The sequence below is a fragment of the Treponema denticola genome (genome assembly GCF_024181605.1).
Lineage (GTDB): Bacteria > Spirochaetota > Spirochaetia > Treponematales > Treponemataceae > Treponema_B > Treponema_B denticola_B.
Genome location: NZ_CP054477.1, coordinates 389,279 through 413,451, shown reverse-complemented (window position 1 = coordinate 413,451; position 24,173 = coordinate 389,279). Strand labels below are relative to the sequence as shown.

Annotated in this window: 22 protein-coding genes; 4 read left to right on the top strand and 18 right to left on the bottom strand. The window is 36.2% G+C overall.

The features are described 5' to 3' along the window. Positions 1 to 3 precede the first annotated feature (3 nt). Entirely contained in the window at positions 4 to 681 is a 678-nt protein-coding gene (gene radC, locus E4N80_RS01810; protein ID WP_002670401.1) for a RadC family protein, read from the top strand. 8 nt (positions 682 to 689) lie between these two features. On the opposite strand, the gene E4N80_RS01805 is transcribed toward radC, so the two are convergent. Together E4N80_RS01805 and argS are read right to left on the bottom strand one after the other, a co-directional pair. Beyond that, positions 690 to 1,544 (bottom strand): ComFC family protein, encoded by an 855-nt coding sequence (locus E4N80_RS01805; protein ID WP_253699960.1) that lies wholly within the window; start codon positions 1,542 to 1,544, stop codon positions 690 to 692. A gap of 76 nt (positions 1,545 to 1,620) precedes the next feature. Next, positions 1,621 to 3,393 carry an arginine--tRNA ligase gene (gene argS / locus E4N80_RS01800; protein ID WP_253699958.1) on the bottom strand — a complete coding sequence of 591 codons (1,773 nt, stop codon included), beginning with the start codon at positions 3,391 to 3,393 and terminating at the stop codon, positions 1,621 to 1,623. Positions 3,394 to 3,498: 105 nt separating this feature from the next. Here argS and efp point away from each other — a divergent pair, with 105 nt between their 5' ends. Continuing rightward, positions 3,499 to 4,062, top strand: a complete 564-nt coding sequence (efp, locus tag E4N80_RS01795; RefSeq protein WP_253699956.1) for an elongation factor P — start codon at positions 3,499 to 3,501, stop codon at positions 4,060 to 4,062. Between the two features lie 63 nt (positions 4,063 to 4,125). Here the strand turns inward: efp and E4N80_RS01790 are convergent, their stop codons facing one another. Beyond that, a complete protein-coding gene (locus E4N80_RS01790) occupies positions 4,126 to 4,374 on the bottom strand; it encodes a hypothetical protein (protein WP_495574014.1) in 249 nt (82 codons plus the stop codon). A gap of 29 nt (positions 4,375 to 4,403) precedes the next feature. Between E4N80_RS01790 and E4N80_RS01785 the strand changes: the two genes are divergently transcribed. Further along, the gene (locus E4N80_RS01785; RefSeq protein WP_253699952.1) at positions 4,404 to 5,225 is read left to right on the top strand and encodes a TatD family hydrolase; all 822 of its coding nucleotides are present in this window, start codon (positions 4,404 to 4,406) and stop codon (positions 5,223 to 5,225) included. Between the two features lie 32 nt (positions 5,226 to 5,257). Beyond that, entirely contained in the window at positions 5,258 to 6,055 is a 798-nt protein-coding gene (locus E4N80_RS01780; protein WP_253699951.1) for a TIGR00282 family metallophosphoesterase, read from the top strand. A 21-nt stretch (positions 6,056 to 6,076) separates the two neighbouring features. On the opposite strand, the gene E4N80_RS01775 is transcribed toward E4N80_RS01780, so the two are convergent. From E4N80_RS01775 to eno, 15 genes are all read right to left on the bottom strand, one after another. Further along, the gene (locus E4N80_RS01775) at positions 6,077 to 9,490 is read right to left on the bottom strand and encodes a hypothetical protein (RefSeq protein WP_253699949.1); all 3,414 of its coding nucleotides are present in this window, start codon (positions 9,488 to 9,490) and stop codon (positions 6,077 to 6,079) included. Further along, positions 9,487 to 10,674, bottom strand: a complete 1,188-nt coding sequence (gene dinB, locus E4N80_RS01770; protein ID WP_253699948.1) for a DNA polymerase IV — start codon at positions 10,672 to 10,674, stop codon at positions 9,487 to 9,489. The genes E4N80_RS01775 and dinB overlap by 4 nt, the downstream gene beginning before the upstream one ends. A gap of 1 nt (position 10,675) precedes the next feature. Continuing rightward, positions 10,676 to 12,625, bottom strand: a complete 1,950-nt coding sequence (locus tag E4N80_RS01765) for a hypothetical protein (protein ID WP_253699946.1) — start codon at positions 12,623 to 12,625, stop codon at positions 10,676 to 10,678. 11 nt (positions 12,626 to 12,636) lie between these two features. Then, positions 12,637 to 13,050: a J domain-containing protein gene (locus E4N80_RS01760; protein ID WP_253699944.1), complete on the bottom strand. Its 414-nt coding sequence runs from the start codon at positions 13,048 to 13,050 to the stop codon at positions 12,637 to 12,639. Between the two features lie 3 nt (positions 13,051 to 13,053). After that, the gene (locus E4N80_RS01755; RefSeq protein ID WP_253699943.1) at positions 13,054 to 14,193 is read right to left on the bottom strand and encodes an N-acetylneuraminate synthase family protein; all 1,140 of its coding nucleotides are present in this window, start codon (positions 14,191 to 14,193) and stop codon (positions 13,054 to 13,056) included. Between the two features lie 79 nt (positions 14,194 to 14,272). Continuing rightward, entirely contained in the window at positions 14,273 to 14,623 is a 351-nt protein-coding gene (locus E4N80_RS01750; protein ID WP_253699941.1) for a NusG domain II-containing protein, read from the bottom strand. Then, positions 14,607 to 15,518 (bottom strand): patatin-like phospholipase family protein, encoded by a 912-nt coding sequence (locus tag E4N80_RS01745; protein ID WP_253699939.1) that lies wholly within the window; start codon positions 15,516 to 15,518, stop codon positions 14,607 to 14,609. Before E4N80_RS01745 ends, E4N80_RS01750 begins: the two co-directional genes overlap by 17 nt. Before the next feature lie 44 nt (positions 15,519 to 15,562). Beyond that, on the bottom strand, positions 15,563 to 16,306 hold the full coding sequence (locus E4N80_RS01740; protein WP_253699937.1) for a glycerophosphodiester phosphodiesterase: 744 nt from the start codon (positions 16,304 to 16,306) through the stop codon (positions 15,563 to 15,565). A gap of 1 nt (position 16,307) precedes the next feature. Beyond that, positions 16,308 to 17,102, bottom strand: a complete 795-nt coding sequence (locus E4N80_RS01735) for a TPM domain-containing protein (RefSeq protein ID WP_253699935.1) — start codon at positions 17,100 to 17,102, stop codon at positions 16,308 to 16,310. Between the two features lie 5 nt (positions 17,103 to 17,107). Beyond that, positions 17,108 to 17,716 (bottom strand): LemA family protein, encoded by a 609-nt coding sequence (locus E4N80_RS01730; RefSeq protein ID WP_253699933.1) that lies wholly within the window; start codon positions 17,714 to 17,716, stop codon positions 17,108 to 17,110. Positions 17,717 to 17,796: 80 nt separating this feature from the next. Next, positions 17,797 to 18,633 (bottom strand): ABC transporter permease, encoded by an 837-nt coding sequence (locus tag E4N80_RS01725; protein ID WP_253699931.1) that lies wholly within the window; start codon positions 18,631 to 18,633, stop codon positions 17,797 to 17,799. Continuing rightward, the gene (locus tag E4N80_RS01720) at positions 18,630 to 19,694 is read right to left on the bottom strand and encodes an ABC transporter permease (RefSeq protein WP_253699929.1); all 1,065 of its coding nucleotides are present in this window, start codon (positions 19,692 to 19,694) and stop codon (positions 18,630 to 18,632) included. Before E4N80_RS01720 ends, E4N80_RS01725 begins: the two co-directional genes overlap by 4 nt. Next, positions 19,691 to 21,235, bottom strand: a complete 1,545-nt coding sequence (locus tag E4N80_RS01715; protein ID WP_253699927.1) for an ATP-binding cassette domain-containing protein — start codon at positions 21,233 to 21,235, stop codon at positions 19,691 to 19,693. The genes E4N80_RS01720 and E4N80_RS01715 overlap by 4 nt, the downstream gene beginning before the upstream one ends. A gap of 23 nt (positions 21,236 to 21,258) precedes the next feature. Beyond that, the gene (locus E4N80_RS01710) at positions 21,259 to 22,296 is read right to left on the bottom strand and encodes a BMP family ABC transporter substrate-binding protein (protein ID WP_253699925.1); all 1,038 of its coding nucleotides are present in this window, start codon (positions 22,294 to 22,296) and stop codon (positions 21,259 to 21,261) included. A 110-nt stretch (positions 22,297 to 22,406) separates the two neighbouring features. Then, positions 22,407 to 23,708 carry a phosphopyruvate hydratase gene (gene eno, locus E4N80_RS01705; protein ID WP_002689690.1) on the bottom strand — a complete coding sequence of 434 codons (1,302 nt, stop codon included), beginning with the start codon at positions 23,706 to 23,708 and terminating at the stop codon, positions 22,407 to 22,409. Positions 23,709 to 24,173: the final 465 nt, after the last annotated feature.

The following is a 24,173-nucleotide window of genomic DNA, read 5'->3' as shown; positions in this document are numbered from 1 at the left end:
TTGATGATAGGTTATAAAAATTCGTCCAATACGGATAAACCCGATATGAGGGAAAGGCTTTTAGAGTACGGGCCTCAGAATTTAAGCGACTCTGATTTGGTGGCCATTCTTTTACGCACAGGCATTAAGGACAAGCCTGTAAAAGAATTGGCCGATGATATTATTCTGCACATCGATAGAGCAAGGCCCGAAAAAATTGAGGGGTATCTGCGTTCTATCCGCGGGATGGGAGATTCAAAGATTTCAACGGTTCTTGCTGCTTTGGAATTGGGAAGGAGGTATTATGACAACAAGAACCGGACGATTTCGCACCCCACCGATGTAGTTCCGCTTTTGCAGCACTATGCAGACAGGGACAGGGAGCATTTTATCTGCGTTTCCTTAAACGGGGCAAACGAAATTATTGCAACCCGTGTTGTGAGTGTCGGCACTATCAATAGAACAATAGTGCATCCTCGTGAAGTGTATTCAGACCCTTTAAAAGACAGGGCTGCTGCAATAATTGCGGCCCATAATCATCCTTCGGGAAATCTGGAGCCCTCAAGCGAAGATATGGAATTGACAAGACGCATTTACGAGGCCGGAAAAATTTTAGGTGTCAAGCTTTTGGATCACATAATCTTGGTACCTAACGGAAATTTTTTCAGTTTTGTACAAAGCGGAACAAGATTCGATATTTAAAAGGAGGCTTAATCAAAAAAGAGGCAGAGGCCGATCACTTCTTTGCAGCCTCCCTCTTTTAATGCCGCCGCACAAAAGTTAAGGGTTGCTCCCGTAGTCATAACATCGTCTAAGATTATGAGCTTTTCGGGTAAGGCGGTTTTTAAATCTTCCGATTTTGAAAAGGATTTTTGCCTTTTTAAAAAAATCTTTCCTTTTAGATTGCTTGCCCGTTTTTCTTTGGAAAGACTTTTTTGTGAAGCCCCGTCCATTCGTTTTAAACAACGCAATATTGGAAGATTATAAATCTGTTCCAAATAAAGGGACAAATCTTCTATTTGATCCCAGCCCTTGGTTTTAATCTTTTTAGGACGGGGCGGAACCGGCACCATAGGAACGTTTTGAAGTTCAGGCATCCCTTCGATAAAGGAAGCAATGGCAGAAGCATAAATTTCCGCAAAGCCCCTCATGTTTTGATTTTTCCATAAGCGTAAAAGCTCTCCTCCCCTGCCCTTGTAAGGATAAATGGTGTAAACCTTTTTGAGAAAATCGGATTGAACGGAAAGCGGTTTTGCACAATCTTCCTTTTTGCTCTTTTCCCTTTCTTCTGTTCTTAAATTTTCTTTTTCTCTTAATTTAGCCCTGCAGTCCGTGCAAAACTCTTTTTCTGAAATCAAAATTTTTCCGCAGGATGAACAAAACTTTTCAGGATTTTTAAGCCGGAATAAAACAGGCTCGGCAATTTCTTTTTGTAAACATTTGCTGCACAACGGAATACCCGTTCCCGTTTCTTCCCCGCAAAAGAAACAAACTTGCGGACAAATTATTCGGGCATAAATATTCCGCAGATAAGTCAAAGCTCTTAGTTTAATTCTTTTTATCATGATAATACTCCTCATTAGTATTATCATAATTTTATAAATCGTTTAGTAATTTTTAAAAAAATAATTTATAAAAAGTTTACATTATTTCCATAAACGGAATGAGTACCAAGTTCATTGCATTTTGAAGCACTATCTTTGCAGCCCTTGCCAATTCCATTCTTGTATAACAAAGGTCGGCATCATCGCCTGAAAGAATTGGGCAATCGCGGTAGAAGCGGCTGAATGCTTTTGAGAGCTCATAAAGATAGGCCGTAAGGGCACTCGGGTCTTTACGCAAGGCAGAGCGTTCAACCTGTTCGGGGAAGTCTTCTAATGTCTTTAACAGTTCCCATTCGGATTCATTTGTCAAAAGGGAAGCATTGAGTTTTCCGTTCTTTAACTTTTCTTTGCCTTCGGCTGTTTCGGCCTTTCTCAAAATAGAAGAAATTCTAGCACCCATGTATTGAAGATAGGGGCCCGTGTTTCCGGTAAAGGAAAGGGATTCTTTAGGATTAAAAAGCATATCTTTTTTGGGGCTTACCTGTAAAAGAAAATAATGCAGGGCTCCTACGGCGATGTTCTCGGCTGCAACTGCGGCGTCGCCCACTTCCTTTTCTCTTCCGTTTTCTTCAATCTTTTTTAAGGCTTCATCTTGAAGAGAATTGATAAGGTCATCGGCATCCACAACCGTACCTTCACGGCTTTTCATTTTTCCTTCAGGCAGGTTTACCATTCCGTAAGAAAGATGATAGAGGTCGTCGGCCCATTCGAAGCCGAGCTGTTTTAAAACATAAAAAAGCACCTTAAAGTGATATTCCTGTTCATTTCCTACAACATAGATCATCTGATTAAAGGGCCAATCCTTGTGGCGGGAAATTGCCGTGCCTATATCCTGAGTCATATAAAGAGAAGTACCGTCGCTTCGCAGCAATACTTTTTTGTCGAGCTTGATTGGAGCGAGATCAACCCAAACGGAACCGTCCTCTTCTTTATAAAAAACTCCGGCCTCCAAACCTTTTAAGATCTGATCCTTTCCTTTTAAATAGGTTTCGCTTTCAAAATAAAGTTTGTCGAAAGAGATGTCTGTTCTTTTGTAGGTTTCCTTAATACCGTTTATCGCCCAACCGTTCATCTTCTTCCAAAGCCCGATTAGTTCCTTGTTTTCTCCGGCTTCCCAATCCAAAAGCATCTGCTTAGCTTCTGCCTCTGCCTTTTCCGGATTTTCCTGACTGTATTTATGGAAAGCAACATACATGTCCCCGACAAAGCGGTCGGACTTTATATTTTCGCTTTCAGGAGTTTTTCCTTCGCCGAATTTTTGATAGGCTATCATGGACTTACAGATATGAACGCCCCGATCGTTTATAATGTTTACCTTAAAAACATCGGCCCCGCAAAATTTTAAAATACGCGAAATACTTTCACCCAAGGCATCATTACGCAGATGGCCGAGGTGGAGTGGCTTATTGGTATTCGGACTTGAAAACTCAATCATAATTCTTTTACCGGAAAGAGAAGAAGTTTTTCCGTAGTTTTCTTTTTCCTTTAGAACCTTATCCAAAACATTCGAGGCTAAATCCTCTTTGGCAAGAAAGACATTTAAATAAGGCCCGATCGCCTTAGGCATTCCGTATTTTTTTATATCCTCGTTTTCTAAAAGACGGGCACAAACATCGGAAGCAATCTTTGCAGGAGAGGATTTAAAGCTCTTTGCAAATGTAAAAAGAGGAAAGGCCACGTCCCCCATTTCGGGATTAGGAGGAGTTTCTATATTTATTTGTTCAGGTAAAATCTTATCGCATGTTTCGGGAGCTATCCCGTTTAAGGTGTCGGCAATAATTTTTTGCCACGTAGTTTTAATATCTTCCATAATAGGCGGATTATAACAGATTTTTTGAAAGTTTTCAATCGGGCTCTGCTTGCATAAAAACATCAAAAATGCTAAAATACCGCACAATTTTAAATGAGGTGAAAAATGATTAGAGGCGGAGATATAGCTAAGGGCACGGTTTTGCTCAATAAGGGAACTCCCTATTTAGTTGTTGAAAGGGAATTTGTCAACCCCGGAAAGGGTGCGGCCTTTGCCCGTGTTAAAATGAAGAATCTGAGAGACGGCTCTGTTTTGATGCAGACCATCAAAACGGCAGACACCGTTGAAGATGCGGTAGTAGATACACACAAGTGTCAGTATCAGTACAAGGACGGCGACCAGTTTATGTTCATGGATACGGAAAGTTTTGAATCCATTTCCGTACCTGCCGAAACAATAGGCGACAAAGAACATTATTTAAGAGAAGGCGATGAATACGATATTCTCATCTGGGAAAATGAACCTATCGATGTAAGGATTCCCACAAAGATGATTTTTATTGTAGAGCAAAGCGAAAACTATATAAAGGGAGATACCGTTTCGGGAGCAACAAAACCCATAGTTACCGAAACAGGTCTTGTAGTTCGTGTTCCCCTATTTATTAAACAGGGCGAAAAAATTCTCGTAAACACCGAAACTAACGAATATCAAGAAAGAGTTAATAACTAACCTTTACAGAAAAGGACGGTAATTACGGGGCCATGCCTTAATTACCGTCTTATTAAATGAAGCTTAAGCTACTATGGAAGCTGCTTCCGAAAGCTCGTGAATGTAGCCTGTGCGAACGCACATATCAAAAAGATCTTTTTCTATAAAATCTTCACTTACCTTTTGATACCCCTCTTTATCCATACAAATACGCAGGATGTATCCGGCATCGGTTTCTTGCAAAATTGTGCAATATGAGGCATCGCCTTGAGTAGTTTTTATCGAATATAATTTCATACTTTCCCTCCGTATAGTACTATTTTCGGTATACAAAATAATACCTTTAGGATATAATAACTTTCATGTATACCGATGCCCATGTTCATATTTTAGATACAATAGAAAAATTAAATTCTCAAAATACAGAAAATCCGATTTTAAAAACCTTTGATAAGGAGATATTTTTTTGTGCTTCTGCAAATGAGGCCGGACGTTTTAAAATTCAAGAAAAAATATGCAGAGAAAATTCCAAGAATTTTATCCTTTCTTTCGGCATACATCCTCAATGCCCGATAGAAGATGAAATACCATATTTAGAAAAACTTTTAATCGAAAAAAGAATAGCTGCCATTGGGGAATGCGGATTTGACCTTTTTGACGAACATTATAAAAGCACATTAGAAGCTCAAAAAAAAGTATGGAAGACCCAACTGGGTTTTGCCCAAAAATCGGATCTCCCCATAGTTGTACACTGCCGAAAAGGAATGCACCTCATATTCGATGATGTAAAAACTCTAAAAAAAATAAATGCGGTTATCTTTCACGGATGGGCGGGCTCCGTAACGGAAGCAAGGTCATTTCTAAAAAAAGGAGTAAATGCCTATTTTTGTATCGGCAAGGGCCTGCTCCGAGGGCAAAAAGCTCAGCTTGAAACGGCGGCAACTTTAGAAAAGGATAGAATCTTAACCGAAACCGACGCCCCATACATGAGTCTGAAAGAAGAAAATTTTTCACTTCCCACAGATATAAAAAAAGTGTTTTCGCTTCTTGCAGAATTAAGGGCGCAATCCGAGGGACTTTCAAACTATGATGAAAAAACTTATAAAAATTATGCGGAAGAATTAAAAGATTCAATCTTTGAAAATTTTAAAAAAGCATATAATATCCGTTTTGACGGCAATTGATTTTTTTTTAATCTTATTCTAAAATAAACCTTATGAAACAATTTATAAGAATTTTTATGGGCGGAGATGTTTGCGGCAACTTAGGTCTTGAAACCTTACAAAAACATTTGCCCTTGATAATAAAAAAAGAAAAAATAGATTTCTGTGTGGTAAACGGAGAAAACACGGCTCACGGTGTAGGGATAAAAGACGATCAAACGGAAGCCTTTTTTAATGCAGGCGTTGATATTATAACCGGCGGAAATCATACTCTGGAAAGGTTTGAAATCCGTATGAGCTTTGGGAAGGATAGAAGAGTTTTGCGTCCGCACAATTTTCCATTTGCTCAAGGTTCAGGTCTTGCCCTTATCGAAAAAAACGGAATCAAATACAGCGTAATAAATCTTCAAGGAAGAGAAAACATGAGAGCTATCGACTGTCCATTCCAGTCCATTGATTTTCTTTTCTCTTCGCAAAATGAAAATAATTTATCCGAGTCGATTAACATCATAGATTTTCATGCGGAATCCACAATGGAAAAAGAAGCTCTAGCCTTCTACGTTGACGGACGTGTTTCTGTTTTTGCAGGAACTCATACCCATACTCAAACGGCAGATGAAAGAATTTTGCCGAACGGCACAGCCTATATTACCGACCTTGGAATGATTGGCGCCAAGGACTCCGTAATAGGCGGAAGTCCTTTTACCGCTATTACAAGAACAAAGAGTCAGGTACCTCAGCGTGTCGAAGTGCTTGAAGACGGAGTTGCAATATTTTGCGGTTTAGTTGCGGAGATAGACACCGGAACAAAAAAAGCCGTTTCGGTAAAAAGAATTCAAATCAGTTCATAGACCTAACAACTTCTTAAACTTTTAAAAATCTACCTTTCCTGAAATTCCTGCATTTATATTGAGCAAAAAAGAATTCGCCGTTGTAGATGCTCCTTCAAATTCTGCAAATATCTTTATCTCTCCATGAGAACCTATCTTTGTTGATTGTGAATGTTTAAAAGAAACCTTATAGTTAAGTTTTGGTAAACTCTTATTTTGTGAGAACTCCACAGAAAGTTTTTCTTCTCTGCTGTCCGACAGAGGTATTTTTGAAAAAGTTTCTATCATCAAACGGGGAAGAGATTTGCCTCCCCTATAAGAAAATGCCGCACTGAATTTTTCTTTCCATTCATCCGTTAAGAGTTTTTGCATACCTATTTTTGAAGCCGTATATAAAAATTCGTTTTCAAAACTCAATTTATTATTTGAGTCAAAGAAAAAATAAAGACTATGATTTGAATTAAAGTTAAATTTAAAAAAGTTTTTTCCAAACGAAAAACCGAATTTATAAAGCCGGTTTAATTCATCTTGTTCATAAAACTTAAACCAATCGAAATAACCGTATTTACCTGAAATATTTAAAGCCGTATACTTAAAGGAAAAATCAAGTCCGTATATATTGCTTTGCCCCGAATTTAATTGAGAGGACTGTACCAATCTGGATACAGCTGTACCGAATTCCAAGGGAGTGTACAAATCTTTGATTGTTCCGCTTATCAACCTTGAAAAGTTAAATCCGTAAGAATTAAAAAAACTGTAAAATAAGTTTTTATTTTCGGTTTGTATCTGACTGTTTATCTTTTGATCAAACATATCATAAAAAAACGGTTTGGAAAAAATCCAATATTGATCGCCCAATCCTGTAAATACAGATTTTAAATCCGAAGCATAGGAATATTGCTTTTCAGCCTCGGCGCCTATCTTTTCTTTTGTGATTTTTCTTTTTATAATTGGAGAAAAAAATATTTTTCCCGTATTAAAGGGTATGGAAATTTCAAAACCCGTTTCATCACTAGATACTTTTTGCTTTTTATTTTGAAAATTTGTTTTTGAAAATGCATCAAAGTTCACTCCGGATAATTGAATATCTTTTTTATCTTCCTCATTTGCAAAATAATTAAATAAAAATTTTATATCTGCAGCTCTGTTTTCTGCATTTTTTTTACCCGGTGAGTACATATCAATTAAACTTTTTGTCCATGCCTCATTATAAGATAAAGACGAAGGATAAAACATAGTTTTATATTTTTGCCCCACGGAAAAATTTATCTGAGTATATATTGTTCCGAATTTTGCCTGAGAAATAATAGGTGTAATTGATGTAAATATTTTTTGGGAAGTATAATCTTTATTGTAGTCAATTGATGTTGTATAATCAATATTTATATATTTTTCAAAACTAATCTTACCTTCTCTTCTTAATATATTATCATGTATATTTACAAAAAAATCTTCTGAGGTACTAAAAAAATAAATCGGTATTATTACGGAATGACCATAACTTTCAATAATCTTCAAATTTTTCGAGAAAAAATTCTTTTTTAAAGACAAAAGACCGCCGAATTTAATTTTCCATATATCTATAAATGCATTTGTTTTGGTATGAGCATAGCCTGTATGCTTATCAAGTTTTATATTTTCTTCAAAATAAAATTTCGGATTTGAAAAAACAGGCACCGAGTTTTTTGAATAAAGAGCTCCGTCAAAGCTGTAATTAAAATAAGATTTATTTTCAAAAGCATAATATTGTTCTTTTGCTTTTAGCTTGCGGTCTGCACTTGCTTCAAAACCAAAAACGGATCCGGTTGTTATAGTTTTATTCTTATAATCCAGTCCAGTTGAAAGCTTATAGGCATCTATCGGATTATTTTTTTGCTTTGTAACTTCCCAATCACCTGAACCTGCAAAAAAAGTATCCAAACCTTCAATCGGCTTCCAATGTGCACCTCCTGCAAATCTTACCATACCAGAATCCGAATAAGTCAAACCTTCTTTCCATTGAATTTCTATAATATCGTTTGAAAAAATAGGTTCATTTATCGTTAAAGTATGATTAGATTCATTATAAGAAAAGTTAAATATCCTTATTTTATTTTTAAAAACACGAATACTTCCCGGAATGGCCGTATCGGGTAAAATAAATCCCGGTGTTGGAGCATAATTTTTGCATAATATTTGTAAACTTAAATTGCTATCATTATAATTATTAGGAAGATATATTTTATAATCCGTTTTGCGGAAAGGAAACATTTGCTCAGGATTACTAAAATCATAATCTTTACTTGAATTCAAAACCTGAATAAATTGTAACTTTTGAAAATTGCTCAAAAAATTATCGGTTGTTTCTATATTCGCCGCAAAATTAGGATTCACATTTTGATTATCTGTATCAACAACCGATATAGAGGAAGCATCATTAACTTGAAGTGCATTATACCGTGAAGCAATTTCAAAAGGTGAAAAATTTTTCTCTTTTAAAATCAAATAATCTTTTCCAAAAATATTTTTTTTATAAGAATCTATTGTCGAATGTGTATTAATAAAATTAACTATTTCATTAACAGCAGGAATTGGCAGTAATGCGGAAAAATAATTTTTAACATTATCCAAATGTGTGCTAATTGCAGTTGTAGGATTAGACTCTAAATCAAAATAATTTACAGCAATCCCTTCGGGATAAGATTTTTTTAAGGATAAAACTTTTAACCGTGGATCGACTGAAAATTCATCAGGACTTAAGGGACGCCATTGCCCCCCTGCAAAATCTTTGACAAAAACTACGACAGGTTTTCCATATAGGCTATCTACAGGTATATAGAAATGTCTCGCTTTTTGCCATGTATTAATAGAAATTTTATTTTCTATAATTTCCGTATTACCGTAATATGTTTTTGAATTGTACTCGGAGCTTTCATATCGGAGCATAACATCGGCATTCCATTTATCCCCTGCAAAGGTTCCCATGATACCCGGACTTATGAATTTACCGCCTCCGGTATTTATATACCCATAGTTGAGAGGAAATTTTATATTATTGTTTGCTGCACGAATATGTTTTATAGGAGAATCTTCTTTTCCAAAATAGCCGAAGGCTAAAGTACTCTTCTTATAATCATCTCTATAAAGGGTTTCAAAATAAAATGAATTATTCAATAAAAGCAATAACGATAAATTAGCTTTTTGTTTAAATACGCCTTGAAAAGAATTTACCTTTGCATAACCGTTAAAAAATTCAAAACTTGAAAGGCCTAAAAATTCAATATCCCAAAACCCGTCTAAAAAAAGAACGGTATTATCTTTATCAAAATTTTTAAAATATTGACCGGCCTTATTTTCTCCTGTTCTATTCTTAATTAAATCAATACCGAAATCTACATTCGGGTTTTCATCATTTTCAAAACCATGTGCAAAGCTTAACAAAAAAATACAGAACACAATTGAAAGTATTTTTTTCATTCACGGTCATCCTTATCTTTTTTTAAAAGACGCGCAGGTTTTAAAATATTCTTTCCCTCTTTTTTTGTGAGAGCATACATAGTTTCTTCAATCTTTCTTTTTTTTACATTCTTTCCACTGTAAAATAATTCTGTTTGCACTTCGGGAATGTCTGATTCAATATTCATAATGCACAAGCCCAGCAGTCTTATTGGAGTTTTATTATCGAATTTTTTATAAAAAAGTTCTTTAGCCCGCTCAAATAAATCCTGAGTATCGTTGACAACCGCTCCTGTCGATTGAACTGAAACAGTAGTAAAATCATTATAGCGTATTTTCACCGAAACGGTTTTCCCTTTTATCTTCTCATCAAATATTCTATACATAAGCTCAGATGCAAGATAAAACATAACATCATCTATCTCAGCATGAGAAAATAAATCATGCTCAAAAGTGCGTTCCGTACTTATCGAATGAGATTTAACATCATCACTAAAAACATCATAAAGCTCTCCCCGTACAGCCTGAAATAAAAAGCTGCCGGATGCATTTCCTAAAATACTTTGTAAAAGATGTTCGCTTGAATTAAAAATTTGAGGCACGGTAGTCAAACCTGCAGCAATAAGTCTTTCTCGCGTTTTTCCCCCTACTCCCCATACATCCTTTAAGGGAAGACTTTTCATAAAATCAATTTCTTCACCGGCAGGCACAATAAAAAGTCCGTCAGGCTTTGAGCAGCCGGATGCTATCTTTGCAATATATTTATTTTGAGCACAGCCGATCGAAACCGTTAAACCCGTTTTTTCCTTTATAGTTTTTTTTAATAGAAGTGCTGAATTTTTAGGAGTACCGAATATTTTTTCCATTCCCGCCATATTTAAAAATGCTTCATCCACGGAAATTTGTTTTATTTCGGGAGTAAAATCTTTAAAAATAGCCATGACTTCTTTTGATTTTTCATGATATCGATCCATGCGGCATCTTAAAAATATACCGCTCGGACAAAGTTTTTTAGCCTGCAAAATCGGCATAGCGGAATGAACGCCAAATTTTCGGGCTTCATAGGAACAAGTTGAAACAACACCTCTTTCCGATTGACCGCCGACAATTACAGGCTTACCCTTATACTCGGGATTATCAAGCTGTTCAACGGAAGCAAAAAAAGCATCTATATCAACATGAAAAAAAACTTTTTCCGCCATCATCTTAAGACTCCGCTTTAGGTATCAAATCAAATTCTTCTATAACATGAAAAATGATTTTTTTATTCTTTAAATTATCGTTTAAAAATTCAAAATCAGGATTTAACGGGTTGTCATAAAACCATGCAAGAATTCTTACATGCAATACGGCATTTTTTTCTCCCGAAAATTTTATAGAAAAAGGCTCCGTTAAGTTAATAGGTGAAATAAATTCCGCTTTTTTCCCTTCATCTGATTTTTTAAAATCCATATTTGCTTCATAAACAGGAAATCCATCACTGCGGCTTATAATAACCTGTATAACGGCAGCTTTAATAAGCGGATTGATATTTATTTCACCTATAATACGCTCAAGATAATTTTGAGTTCCGGCCTGCACTTTTATAAAATCATCTTCCTTAATATTTGATAATCGATAAAACTCTTTATCTTCATCAATTTTTTCAGATTCATTTTTTATATCAGAAATAACAGAGATATATTTATTCCCATTTTCAATATTATATAAAATAAATTCTTTTTTATTTTTCGGTTGTAAAAATGACGGATAAATTAAAATCAAAACAATAAAAATGCAGGTAAGCAATGTTACCGCCCATATAATTTTCAAGTGTATATATTTTATTCCCACACGTTCTTCTTTTAATTGCATAAATAATCTTATAAACATTAATATATATGGAAGAATAAACATTGCAGCTAACGTATTATTCGCATAAAATAAAATATCAATAAGATTATCTTTAATAAATAACGCATTACCAAAATAATAAACCAACAATAAGATATTTAAAATAAGAAAAATTATTTGAGCGAATGCTATTTTAAAGTGATAAGAAAAAAAAGATAAAACATAAATTTCCAATACTACAATAGCCAATGATAAATCTACTCTCGAAAAAATAAATATATTAAAAAAACAAACTATACTGGCCAAGTATCCGTAGATAAAAATATTATTGGGCAGTTTTAAATATCTATTTACATACGCAAATAAAGAAACTATTATAATGGAAAATAATATTTTTAATAAAATAGCCATAACAGGCAGAAATTTAATTGAATCTTGAAAACCGAATTTAATGGAAAATAAAAGAGTTGTAAGATATTCTCCCATGTATAGGGCAAATAAATTAATTATAAAAAAGAAAACAGGAACCCGCCATAAAAGCAGAAGGTCTCTTATATTCTTTTCTCTTCTTCTGTCGAATAAAAAACTGAATATAAAGATATAAAAAAGACCTAATAAAGTTACCCCTATTACTAAAAGCACTAATGTTTTTTCACTTATAATTCTAAGACCGAAAAAATTTCTTATATTATAGTGTTTATCCCATTCCGATGAAATTCCTTGGGTGTAAGTATTTATTAAGGAGAGTAGAACCGGGCGTATATCGGCTCCATAACATATTCTTATCGCAGGAATATCTTCTTTTAAATACTCTGCCAGCATATTATCACTGATAATACCAAGACGATACAGAATAATATTATTATATTTAAAATCGACAGAAATATTTTGCTTTTGTAAAATCTCCTGTAAATCTTTTAACATCCATGGAGGCGAAGTTTTTTTTACAGCTCCGGCACTTAATACGGCTCTATCGGAAGGGCCATCCGATAAAACAAACACAAGATTTGATTTACTTTCATTTATTTTTGAAATAAGTTTTTTTGTATTTTGAGATTCTATTATATTGATACTTTCAGGCAGATCCGGAAAATCATTATCGGTAATTGCAATTATAACACGTATTTGGAGAGGAAACTCCTTTAGTTCTTTTGCAAAATTTTCTAAAAGTTCCGTAGAAAAGGTTGACTCGTTATTTTGATTCCTTGCAGCAGTAAAAACAATTATGTCTTCACTTTTAGGTCCCAGCTCATAAATTGTATTTTCAGAATATGCAGTCTGCAAGAAAAAAAATAATAAAATTAAAAAAAAAGTCCTTTTCAATTTGTAATCCCTTATGAGTTTAAGTCTTTTTCAGATAAAATCTTTCCTGTCTTAAACCAAGTTTCTATTTTACGATAAGAATTATTTATACGTCTTATTATCACATTTGCTTCGGACTGCTTTGCAGGCGAGCTTTGAACATCGGGATGATATTTTTTTATTAAGCGTTTCCATGATCTTTTACATTCATCAAGAGGCACTCCCGATAAAACATTTAAAACGGCAAAATCTTCTACAAGCTCAGGTGGAACGGGAACCCTTATAGCCTCTTTATCTACTTTAGGCGGCGGCCGCCTCTCCATCCGTCCTCCCATAGTACGGTAGCGTCCGTTTGACCTTTGAGCAGCCGCTTCAAAAGGATCTTCATCGGAAGTAAGAGCATCCCGTAAAATATTTCCCATGTCATTATAATAGTTTTTACTCATATTTTATTTCCTTGTAAGAAAATCTTGTATCAATAGGCCTTCACCGGACTTAACGGCTCTTTGTAAAACGGCTCCGATAAAACTATCGAACATCTCAGGAGCCTCTCCCGGAGATAAAATTTTTTCCGTTCTTAAAACGGCAATATCCTTATCGGTTATTACATCTCCTTTTTTTAAATCGTGAAGATAATGAATAGACCTATTTGTGCGTCCGTAGTTTTTACTTTCAGCCGGACTCAATTTTTTTTCTCCCGATCCGATAACTTCGTTTATAAGCTCAAGGGAATAGTTTAATTTTGTTAAGTCATCTATAATTTCATCATAAGTTTTTTTAGAAAAGGAATTTACGGCGGAACACATTTTTTTAAACATATCAGGCTCTAAGGCAACAGGATCATCCAAACCTTCTTCTTTACGGGAAAGACAGATATGCTTTTCTATTATAAAACCTCCCGATGCAAGCGTTAAGGACGGAACTAAAATCGGATCTAAAGAATGATCGCTAACACCGCATGCAATACCGAAGATACGGCTCAAGTTTTTTATTACCGAAACATTGTATTCTTTTTCGGGCGCGGGATAAGATGTAATACAGTGAAGCAGAGCCAGAGGCAAATCTTTATTTTCAGAACGTAAAAAACTGACAGCCTTTTCAATATCTTTTAAAAGAGAAACACCGCTCGATAAAATCATAGGACTGTTAAAATTAGCACAATATTTTAAAAGCTGTACATAATTAAGTTCAGGTGAAGCTATTTTTATAAAATCGGGTTTTAATGAAGAAAGTTCTTCAGCAGATCTAAGCCCGAAGGGGCTGGCCGAAAACAAAAGTTTTTTTGATCGGCTGTATTCGGCAAGCTCTTTGTAAAAACTTATAGGAAGTTCCAAACTTTTAAAACGCTCATAAAGAGGAATCTTTCCCGTAGGCAAATCAACATAGCCCGTATTAGGATGAAGAATTTCATCGGCATAAACAATTTGAAATTTTACGGCCCTTGCTCCGGCTTCTGCAGCCGCATCTATCAATTTTACGGCCCTTTCAATAGACCCGTTATGACTTGTTCCTATTTCGGCAATCGTAAGAGGATTTTCTACTGAAAAAATTTCCGAACCGAGCTTAAAGGCTCCATATTTTGTGCACATATTATAGAAAATATTACATCAAATCTTAAAAAAAAACAAGGGAGCGGGCATATTAAAATACCGGCATATTAAAAAAGTTTTATTTTTTCTCGACGGATAAAAAGACCTTATTTGGAAGACAGGCATTCCAGTCGCCGTGATTTTTTAACTTCGGAGCCGTTATACAGGTTTTATTCGAACAAGTTGAGCTGACAACAAAGGCTTCATTATTTTCGATTTTTATACTTACAGGCCCGGTTTCACCTTCAACAACAAAAGATATATCCGTATTCATCGGATATATCCAATCTCCTTTCGGCGTCCGCACCGATAAATAGAGAGCCGAATTATCTGAAGAGTATATAAAAAGAGCCGTCAAAGTTATAAATGAAATAATTATAGCAAGAATTATAACATCAAAAACTTTAATTCTTTTAAAAAACTTTTTCATTCTTTAACCTTTTAATAGTTTTTTTTGTCATACGCCTCCGGTTCAAAAAGCCGGAAAATCCTTTTTGGAAGAATTCAAGGAGTTCTTTTTTATTATTCATAGTTATGGAATATCCCATTTGAATTTGGTAGAGCGGATCTGAAAAATCATAAGAAGCGACGCAGGTATCAATATCAAGAATATGGGTTGGAGTATTGCGTACACTATAATCGGATCTTATCGCCGCCACTTCCAAACATCTTGTTAAAACTGAAATTGAAGAATCCAGAGCATCATTATTTATCGTCTTAAAAGTCCCAAGCGTTACAGCCAAAATATTTTTAAAACCTTTCTCCTTGGCAATCCAAACAGGCGTATTGTTTTTTACACAACCGTCTACAAAAAGTTTCCCGTTATAATTAAACGGAGCAAAAAAACCGGGATAGGAGTATGAAGCTCTCATCGCCTCAGCTAAAAAACCCTTATCAAAAACTACTTCATTCCCTTCACATAAATCGGTTGCATTACAATAGAAAGGAATCTTAAGCTGATCAAAGGTTTGATAACAGGAAAGTTTTTTAAAAAGAGTTAAACTCCTTTCACCTGAGTCTGCCCCCTGATGAGAAATTAAATTGTTTAAACTTGCTCCTATTTGTAAAAGTTTTGTCAGCTTAGTCAGACCAAAACCCAAATGCGACACATCCAAGTAATCGGTCAGATTAAAATCTTTTGAAAAAAAAGAAATCATTTCATCTACGGTCATGCCTGAAGCATAGAGCCCGCCGATAATTGCGCCCATAGAACACCCGACAATACAATTAGGAAGCGGATATTTCAATTCTTCAAGAGCTTTAAACATTCCTATGTAGGCAAGACCCTTTGCGCCTCCGCCCGATAAAACCAATGCCCATTTCATAATATAATTATATCTATATTTTTAAATTTATACTAGAGGAATCTTTATAATAAAGCAGAAATCTTATCGGGATAGTCCGTTATAATTGAATCCAAACCTGTGCTTAAAATTTTTGAATAATCTGTCTGGATTGAACCGAACCAAGCATTAACTTTTATACTTTCTGCATGAAGCTCATCTACGAATTCTTTTGTAAGCCTATATGCAGGGGGATGATAACATTCTACATCATACTTCTTTAAATAAGCGGACGGATGTAAATCCCAAGAGTCAACCAAAAAGCCGCATACAAGAGAAGAATCTATCTTTTTCATCCTCAAAACACTTTCATGATTAAAAGAAGAAATTATACATTTGTCTTGCAGATTATATTTTTTTAAAAGAGCATATACTCTTTCTTCTATTCCCGGATATTCAAAGACACCTGTCTTTAATTCAATGTTGGAAATAATATCCTTATTCTTTATAAAATCAAAATACTCTTCAAGAGAAGGAATCTTTTCATCCAAATGTTTTATTCCGCTTGCAGCTTCCGAACTTTTAAAATTTGCTGCGGCATTTATTTTTTTTAAGTCGGCAAAGGAAAAATCTTTTACAAGACCATAAGCATTACAGGTTCTATCCAATGCTTCATCATGAATAATAACGGGTACACCGTCGGAAGAAAGATGAACATCAAACTCTATACCGTCAACACCTAAGTCAACTGCTTTAGAAAAAGCAAGCATCGTGTTTTCAGGGTGCTTACTTCTGAAACCTCTGTGGGCAAAATTAAGAACCTTACTCATGCTACCAACCTCCTGAGGCACCGCCTCCGCCGAAGCTGCCGCCTCCTCCTGAAAATCCCCCGCCCGAAAAACCGCCGCCTGATGATCTTCCTATCGAGCCGCCAAAAAAAGAGCCTCTTGAAGATGATCTTCCGTTAAAAGAACGCCCCGCTCTGTCTCTTCGGGAAAGCAAGTAGAATATCCAAAAAAGCCCGCCCGGAGAAAATTTTGAAATCATAAGATAGACAAAAAGAAAAAACAATAAGGCTTGAGGAAATCCGCCTTCATCATCTTCATCTGAGACAGCGATTTCTTTTAGGAGGCTTTCATCTTCTGAGGCATAAGCCGCCATGGCTTTAATCCCGTCATAGATTCCTTCACCGTAATTACCGGAACGGAATTGAGGAGCGATAAAGTTTCGGATGATTTGACCGCTTCTGGAATCGGTTAGATTTTCTTCAAGACCGTAACCTACTTCAATACGAAGCTTTTTATCCTTAACTGCAACTAGCAAAAGAGCTCCAGAGTCTTTTTCTTTATCACCCAACTTCCATTTTTCGGCAACCTGCATAGAATAATCTTCGATAGGCTCTCCCTCTAAAGACGGAATTATCAGAACTGCTATTTGAATTTGAGACCTATTGTTCAAATCCAAAAGAAAATTTTCTATTTTATTAAATTCATTCCTCGAAAGAATTCCAGCCTTGTCAACTACAGGACCGGAAAGCGAAGGAACGGCTAAGCTGAAAGAATTAAAATTATAAAAGATAAAAAAACATAAAACAATTATCTTTTTTAAGATTTTATCTTCTTGCATACTCTTTAAAAGTTGACTTTAGGAGCGGTCGATGCTTGATCATCAGCCTTAAAATAAGCCTTTTCCCTAAAGCCGTTCATGTTTGCAATAATAGAACGCGGGAATTGTCTTATATAAACATTGTATGATTGAACGGCTTCGTTATATCTTTTGCGTTCAACGGCAATACGGTTTTCCGTTCCTTCAAGCTGGGTTTGTAAATCCATAAAATTTTGATTTGCCTTCAATTCAGGGTAGTTTTCGGTGATAACCAACAAACGCTGTAAGGCTGATCCAAGTTCACTTTGGGCCTGTTGAAATTTTGCAAAGGATTCCGGATTATTTAAAACCTCATCGGAAACCTGCATAACCCCGCCGGCCTTTGACCTTGCTTCTGCGATATCCGTAAATACCTTAGATTCATGGCTTGCATAGCCTTTTACAGTATTTACCAAATTAGGAATTAAATCAAAACGTCTTTGATAAACATTTTCTACCTGACTCCATGCAGACTTTACACCTTCTTCTGCTTTAACAATAGAATTATATGTTCCTACAAAAAAATTATATAAGCTGAAAGCCAAAACAAAGACAACAGCCACAATAATTAATCCGATTTTTAAACCCTTACTCATAACGCCTCCATAAATGTTAAAATAAGTTATATTTAATTTAACAAATTACGGATAAAAAAACAAGCCCTTGAGTTTTCAGTTTACTTTTTTCTAACGGAAGGTGCCGCAATAAAAAATATAAGAGCCGTAATGTAAGGAACAGCCAATAAAATTCCTGATGGGATTTTAACTTCACCCTGCATGATATTTACAGCGTATTCAGCTGAAGAAAAAAGCAAGACAGCGAGAGTGCATAAAAGAGGATTTTTATTTCCTAAAAAAATTGCGGCTAAAGCAGTCCATCCTCTTCCCGCACTTATATTCGGAGTATAGGCGGCAAGACGGAACACAAGGGTCGATCCTGCACAGGCTGCAAAAAAACCTGCGATGGTCCATGAAAATATTTTATAATTATTGGGATTTATTCCGTGAGCAATTAATACGTCGGGTGCCTCACCTGAATATTTTAAGCTGATTCCCTTGGAGCTGTATTTTAACAGCACAAAGATTACAATGGCCAAAATTAAGCCGGCAAAAAACGGATTAAGGTTATTTACGGGAACAAGATGGGAGGATGCTTCAAAGTCTTCAAAGGAAAGCACTCCGCCTTTTTTTAAAAAGATTTCCGATGCCCAAGGTACAAAGCCGGCTGCAAATAGGTTTAAAGAAAGCCCTGTTAAAAAAGAGTTTGCCCTTGTTTTAACGGTAAACAATCCAAGCAAATAAAGAATAAGAGAAGTTAAAAGCACGGAAACTATAAAACCAAAAACGGGATTGCCGCTTATTATGGTTATAAGAGCACAAAAAAATGCAGATAAGATAACGGCGCCTTCCATAAAAACGGCAAGGGAACCTGAATATTCGGTAAGGAGAGCTCCCAAAACTAAGAACAAAAGAGGAGCCGACATTTTTAAGATGACTAATGCGGCTTCAATCATATTCCCTTCCTTTTTAAAAGAATCGTCTTTATCCGTGAAATATTTTTACTTAATCCTAAAGTAAAGCGTAGGCTCAACAGGTTTGCAGAAATAAAAAGAAAAACTACGGCCTGTAAAAATACAGCCGTATCAAAAACCAATGAGCCGGACATTACGGCGGCATCGGAAGCGCTTTGTATCCATGAGTATAAGAAGGCGGCAGGAATAATTGCAAAGAAACTATTTTTTGCAATTAAGGCTATCGCAAGAGCCGACCATCCCATTCCTGAAGAAAAAGAAAGATGACAAATATACCAAGTTCCTGTAATTGCAAAAAATCCGGTTAAGCCGTGAAGCCCTGCAGAAATACCCATTCCTGCAAGAGGCGGAGCATAAACCGAAAAGCCTGCAAACTTGGAAAACTCAGGAGCCGTTCCCGAAAGCCGCAAGCGGTAGCCCCGCTTTGTTTTAGCAAAAAAAAGAATAAAAAACAAAACCAAAACAATCGAAAACAGAAAAGAAATATTTAATGATGACGGAGGTAAAAAACTTTTAAGCTCAAAAGTTTCTGCTATGGGAGGCAAGGCAAGTAAATTCCCCGATGTATCCCGCAGAGGATTGCCGATAAGATAGTTTACAACAGGCAATATAGCTGCAGAAATTAAAAAAGAAGTTAAAAGCTCATCGGCATTAAATTTAATTTTTAAAAAGCCTGAAACAAGACCGATTAAGCCGGAAGCAAAAAAAACGATTAATCCTGTAAGAACAAGTTGTATTACGGGCTCCGTCCAAGTATTTTGTAAAAGTATTCCGGTCAAAAGCCCTGCAAAATATATTTGTCCCTCCCCGCCCAAATTAAAGCAGCCGCACTTAAAAGCAAATAAAGAACCTGAAGCTGCAAACAACAAAAGAGAAGTTTTGTTAAGCATGTTTCCAAAATACCAAACGGAAGAAAAAGGTTTTAAAAAAAATTCGGATAAGGCTTCTTTAGGATTCTTAGAACCCAGAGAAATAAAGATAATTATTACCAGAGTACCGAGAAAAAACGCAGCTCCCGAACTTAAAAATTTATACCTTCTCAATTTTCTTTTCCTAAAAAATAAACGGCATCAAAAGCGTTTTTATAAGAAACCGTATCAAATTCTTTTGTTAATATTATAATGGTTCTACCCTGCTCGGCAAGAGCCCTAAACTTATTCATAAGAAGTTCCGTGCTCAAAAGGTCCAAGCCCCATGCAGGTTCTGCTGCTATTATGATTTCAGGATTTTCAGCAAGACAGCGTGCCAATATCAGACGCTGGAGCTGTCCGCCTGAAAGCGTACCCGCCAAACGGTTTTTATCGGCAGCTATATTTTCAGTCTTCAATAACGATAAAATAAATTCATCGGAATTCTTTTTATCGAAAAAATTATTTTTAAAGCGGTAACAATTTAAAACTTCTTCGATTGAAAGATTTACATCAGCACCGCGTAAATTTCTATCCGAGGGAATAAAACCTATTTTATTTTTTAAAAGAAAAGATGGAGTAATTTTTTCGCAGCTAAAAACTTTTTTTTCTGTCCCAGTATTTTCAATTGCTATACTTCCGGTATGGAACCTATTACTCATACCGGTCTTCTTACCCATAGCCATTCCCGAAAGAATATCCTCCAAGTATTCGATACCGCTGTTAGGAAAGCCTACAAGTCCGGTAATCTTTCCGTGTTCGGCTTTAACCTGAAATTTTTTTATCTCGGAACCGAATCCCGAATTAAAAGAAATACAAAATTCAAAACCGCAACCGGAATCCGATTTTTTTTCTTCCGTATTTTTATCATGAGGCTTTTCTTTTTCGCTCTTTAAAAATTTATCGCCTGAAAATATTTGTTTTTTTATAAAAAGCTCGGCTTCATCATCGGTTCCCAAATCTTCAGTTAAAAAGGAGCCTTGCATTTTTCCGTTTTTTAAAACCGAAATCCTATCTGCAAAGTTTAAGGCTTCTTCGACCTTATGAGTAATTAAAATAACGCCTATTTTTTCTTCCACACATGTTTTTTTTAATACCGAAAAAAAAGTCTGCCGCTCTTTATCCGTAAAAACGGAAGCAGGTTCATCTAAAATTAAAAATTGCGGATTAGTATAAAGAGCCGAAAACATTGCAGTATAAAATCTTTTATCTGCAGATAGATTTTTTATCTTGGCATTTAAATCCAAATCTAAATTCCATTTGGATTTTAAAGTTTCTATTTTTTGTTTTTCGGAATGAAGATTTATAAGCGATAAGAAACCTCCGTGTTTTGTTCCTATCATTATGTTTTCAAAAACGCTTGCATTTGCGGCAAGGCGGGGACGCTGATGAACAATCGCAACGCCGGCATTTAAAGCATCATTCGGGGAATTAAAATTAAAAACCTTATTCGCTATCTTTATTGAACCCTTTGTCGGAGAAAGAAGCCCCGAAAAAATATTTACCAAGGTAGATTTTCCGGCTCCGTTTTCTCCGAGAAGGGCATGAATTTCGGAAGTGTAAAATTCTATATTCACATTAGTTAAAGCGGCATTTTTATAGACCTCTCCGGTTTGATTATTTTCCGTTTCATAGATCTTATAAATACCGCTTAACTCGGCCGTAGTCTTTTTCACTTCACAAAATCCGATTTTAAAATTTATTTTACCGACAAATCCAAAGAACCGTCAACTATTTTCTTTAACATTTCATCTTGTTGTTTTCTGATTTCTTCGGGAACTGTTTGAATATAAATCTCATCATCCGAAACAAAATTTACATAACCTTCTTTGATACCTAGGGTAGAAGCAGTTCCTTCCTGTAATTTTCCGTCGATGAAGTTTAAAATTTGCTCGTATGCAAGTTTTTTTTGTTTCATTTCGGAACTTGAAATTACATAGCCTTTCGCTTTTGCATAACCGTTATCGTCAAACCATGAAACATAAAAACCCAACTCCTTGGCAGCCGCAAGAACTCCTTGATTTGCACCGCCCGAAATAGGCATAATTACATCCGCTCCGTTTTTATACATTGCACGGGCAAGCTCGGCTCCCTTTGCTGCATCATACCAGTTTCCTACAATTTTAAAATCGACTGTAAATTCGGGATCGACGACCTTAGCCCCTTCAATAAAGGCAGGCAAAATTATATTCATCATTGCAGGGTATTCTTGTCCTGCTATGAGTCCGATTTTCTTTTCGGGATTTGCAAATTCCATCTTGCTTAAACTTACCAAGGCAGAAATATGTCCAGCTATATAAGCCTGCTCTCTTTGATTGTATCTAAAGGTAGTAATCATAGGATTTCCTTCAGAGTATGCATCCAAGAGTAAAAATTTTTGATTGGGGAATTGCTTGGAAATAGGAGCTGCGATACCGGGCATAGCGGGATTGGAAGAAACAATCAAATCATATTTTCCGTCCACGGCCAGAGAAGTAAGTTTTGTTCCCCATTCCGCCTGATTGGTTCCGGCTTCTAAAATCTTTAAACTTACTTTTTTGCCGTTTCCGATTGCAGAAGCAACGGCTTCCTCTACGCCGGAAGACAACATATCATAGACAGGACTTTCAGCCCTGACACCGGGAACAAAAACCGCAATAGCGATTTCTTTTTCTTTTTGCATATTTTCAGTTTTTGCACATGAAAAAACAGCTAAAAGAAAAGTAACAAATAAAATAAAATTAATAATCTTTCTCATGGCTGACAATATAGCAAAAAAAAGAGGAGAATTCAAGGCGATACAATCCCCATATAATAAAAATCCGGCAAGGCTTTGATAAACCATGCCGGTTAAGAGTCCGTATCCTTTTATTTTTTTATCAGGTTTGCAAAGGTTGCCATACCTGCATAGCGGGCGTTGTAGCCTAGCTCATCTTCAATCCTCATAAGCTGGTTATATTTTGCGATGCGGTCGCTTCGGCTCATTGAACCGGTTTTAATTTGTCCGGTTTCAAGGGCAACGGCCAAGTCTGCAATAAAGGCATCTTCGGTCTCGCCTGAGCGGTGCGAAATAACCGCAGTGTAGCCGGCCTTTTGAGCCATTCTTACGGCATCGATTGTTTCGGTAACGGTTCCGATTTGGTTGAGCTTTATCAAAATAGAATTGCAGGCTCCTTCTTCAATACCGCGGGCAAGCCGTTTTGTGTTTGTTACAAAAAAATCGTCACCCACAATCTGAATCTGATTTCCCAATTCCTTTGTCATCTTTGCATAGCCTTCCCAATCGTTTTGATCGAGCGGGTCTTCAATAGAAACAATCGGATATTTGCTTATCCAATCCTTAAAAAGGTCAACCATCTCATCGGCATTTAAAATTTTAGAAGGTTCCGACTTCCAGAACTTGTAGCCCTTTCTGTCGCCTGCATCAAAGAGCTCGGAAGAAGCGCAGTCCAAAGCTATCACCACATCCTTTCCGGGTTTGTAGCCGGCTTTTTCGATAGCCTTCATTATATAATCCAAGGCTTGAACATTTTCGATATTGGGAGCAAAACCGCCCTCATCGCCTACAGCCGTAACATGACCTTCTTTCTTTAGAATATCCTTTAAGGCATGGAAAACCTCGGCAGTCATTCTTATGCCTTCACGGATTGACGGAGCACCGACGGGCATAATCATATACTCCTGAAAATCTATCTTGTTGTCGGAGTGGCGGCCGCCATTTATGATATTAGCCATGGGAACGGGCATCTGCATGGCATGAACGCCTCCCAAATAGCGGTAAAGCGGCAAACCCAAACTGTCGGCAGCGGCACGGGCTACAGCCATCGAAACACCGAGCATAGCATTTGCTCCGAGCTTGGATTTATTTTCGGTGCCGTCAAGATTTATAAGCATATTATCTATTTCGGCCTGATCCAAAGCATCAGCCCCGTCAAGTTCTTCGGCAATAACCGTATTAACTTGGTCAACAGCCTTTAAAACACCCTTTCCCAAATAGCGGCTCTTATCGCCGTCCCTCATTTCCAAAGCTTCATATTCTCCCGTAGAAGCACCCGAAGGAACACAGGCCCGGCCGTAGCTAAAATCGCTTAACTGAACCTCAACCTCTACAGTAGGATTTCCCCGCGAATCCAAAATCTCGCGGCCTTCAATATAAATAATATCAGACATATTAACCTCCTTAAGATAAGCCGATATTTAATTCTACTCTTATTCCAAAATAAAATCAAGGGCGAAAAAAAACGTAATCCGGTAACTAAAACATTACCAAACATTTATTATTTTTCTTCTTGACAGATCCGATTTTTTGACTTATGATATTGAACATGATTCAGCACGGTATTTTATTAGAAAAAAAATTAAATTTTTCCTCAAAGGCCGGTTACATTTGGCAAACAGTAAATCTGCCTCTCCTATTTCAAAAAAGGATTGTTTCAAAAACAAACAGAAAAACTATTCTCAAAAATAATTTCCGACAAGGAGCAGGAGGTTTTAAATAATAACAAGTTTGTACAACAAATTAAAACAACAAACTTGCAGTTAATAAACATACAAGGATGTATATTTATTAACCGGCACGGATGCCGGTGGTTCCAAGCTTGCAAGAGTTTTGCTAATGCAAAACTCTAAGCTGAA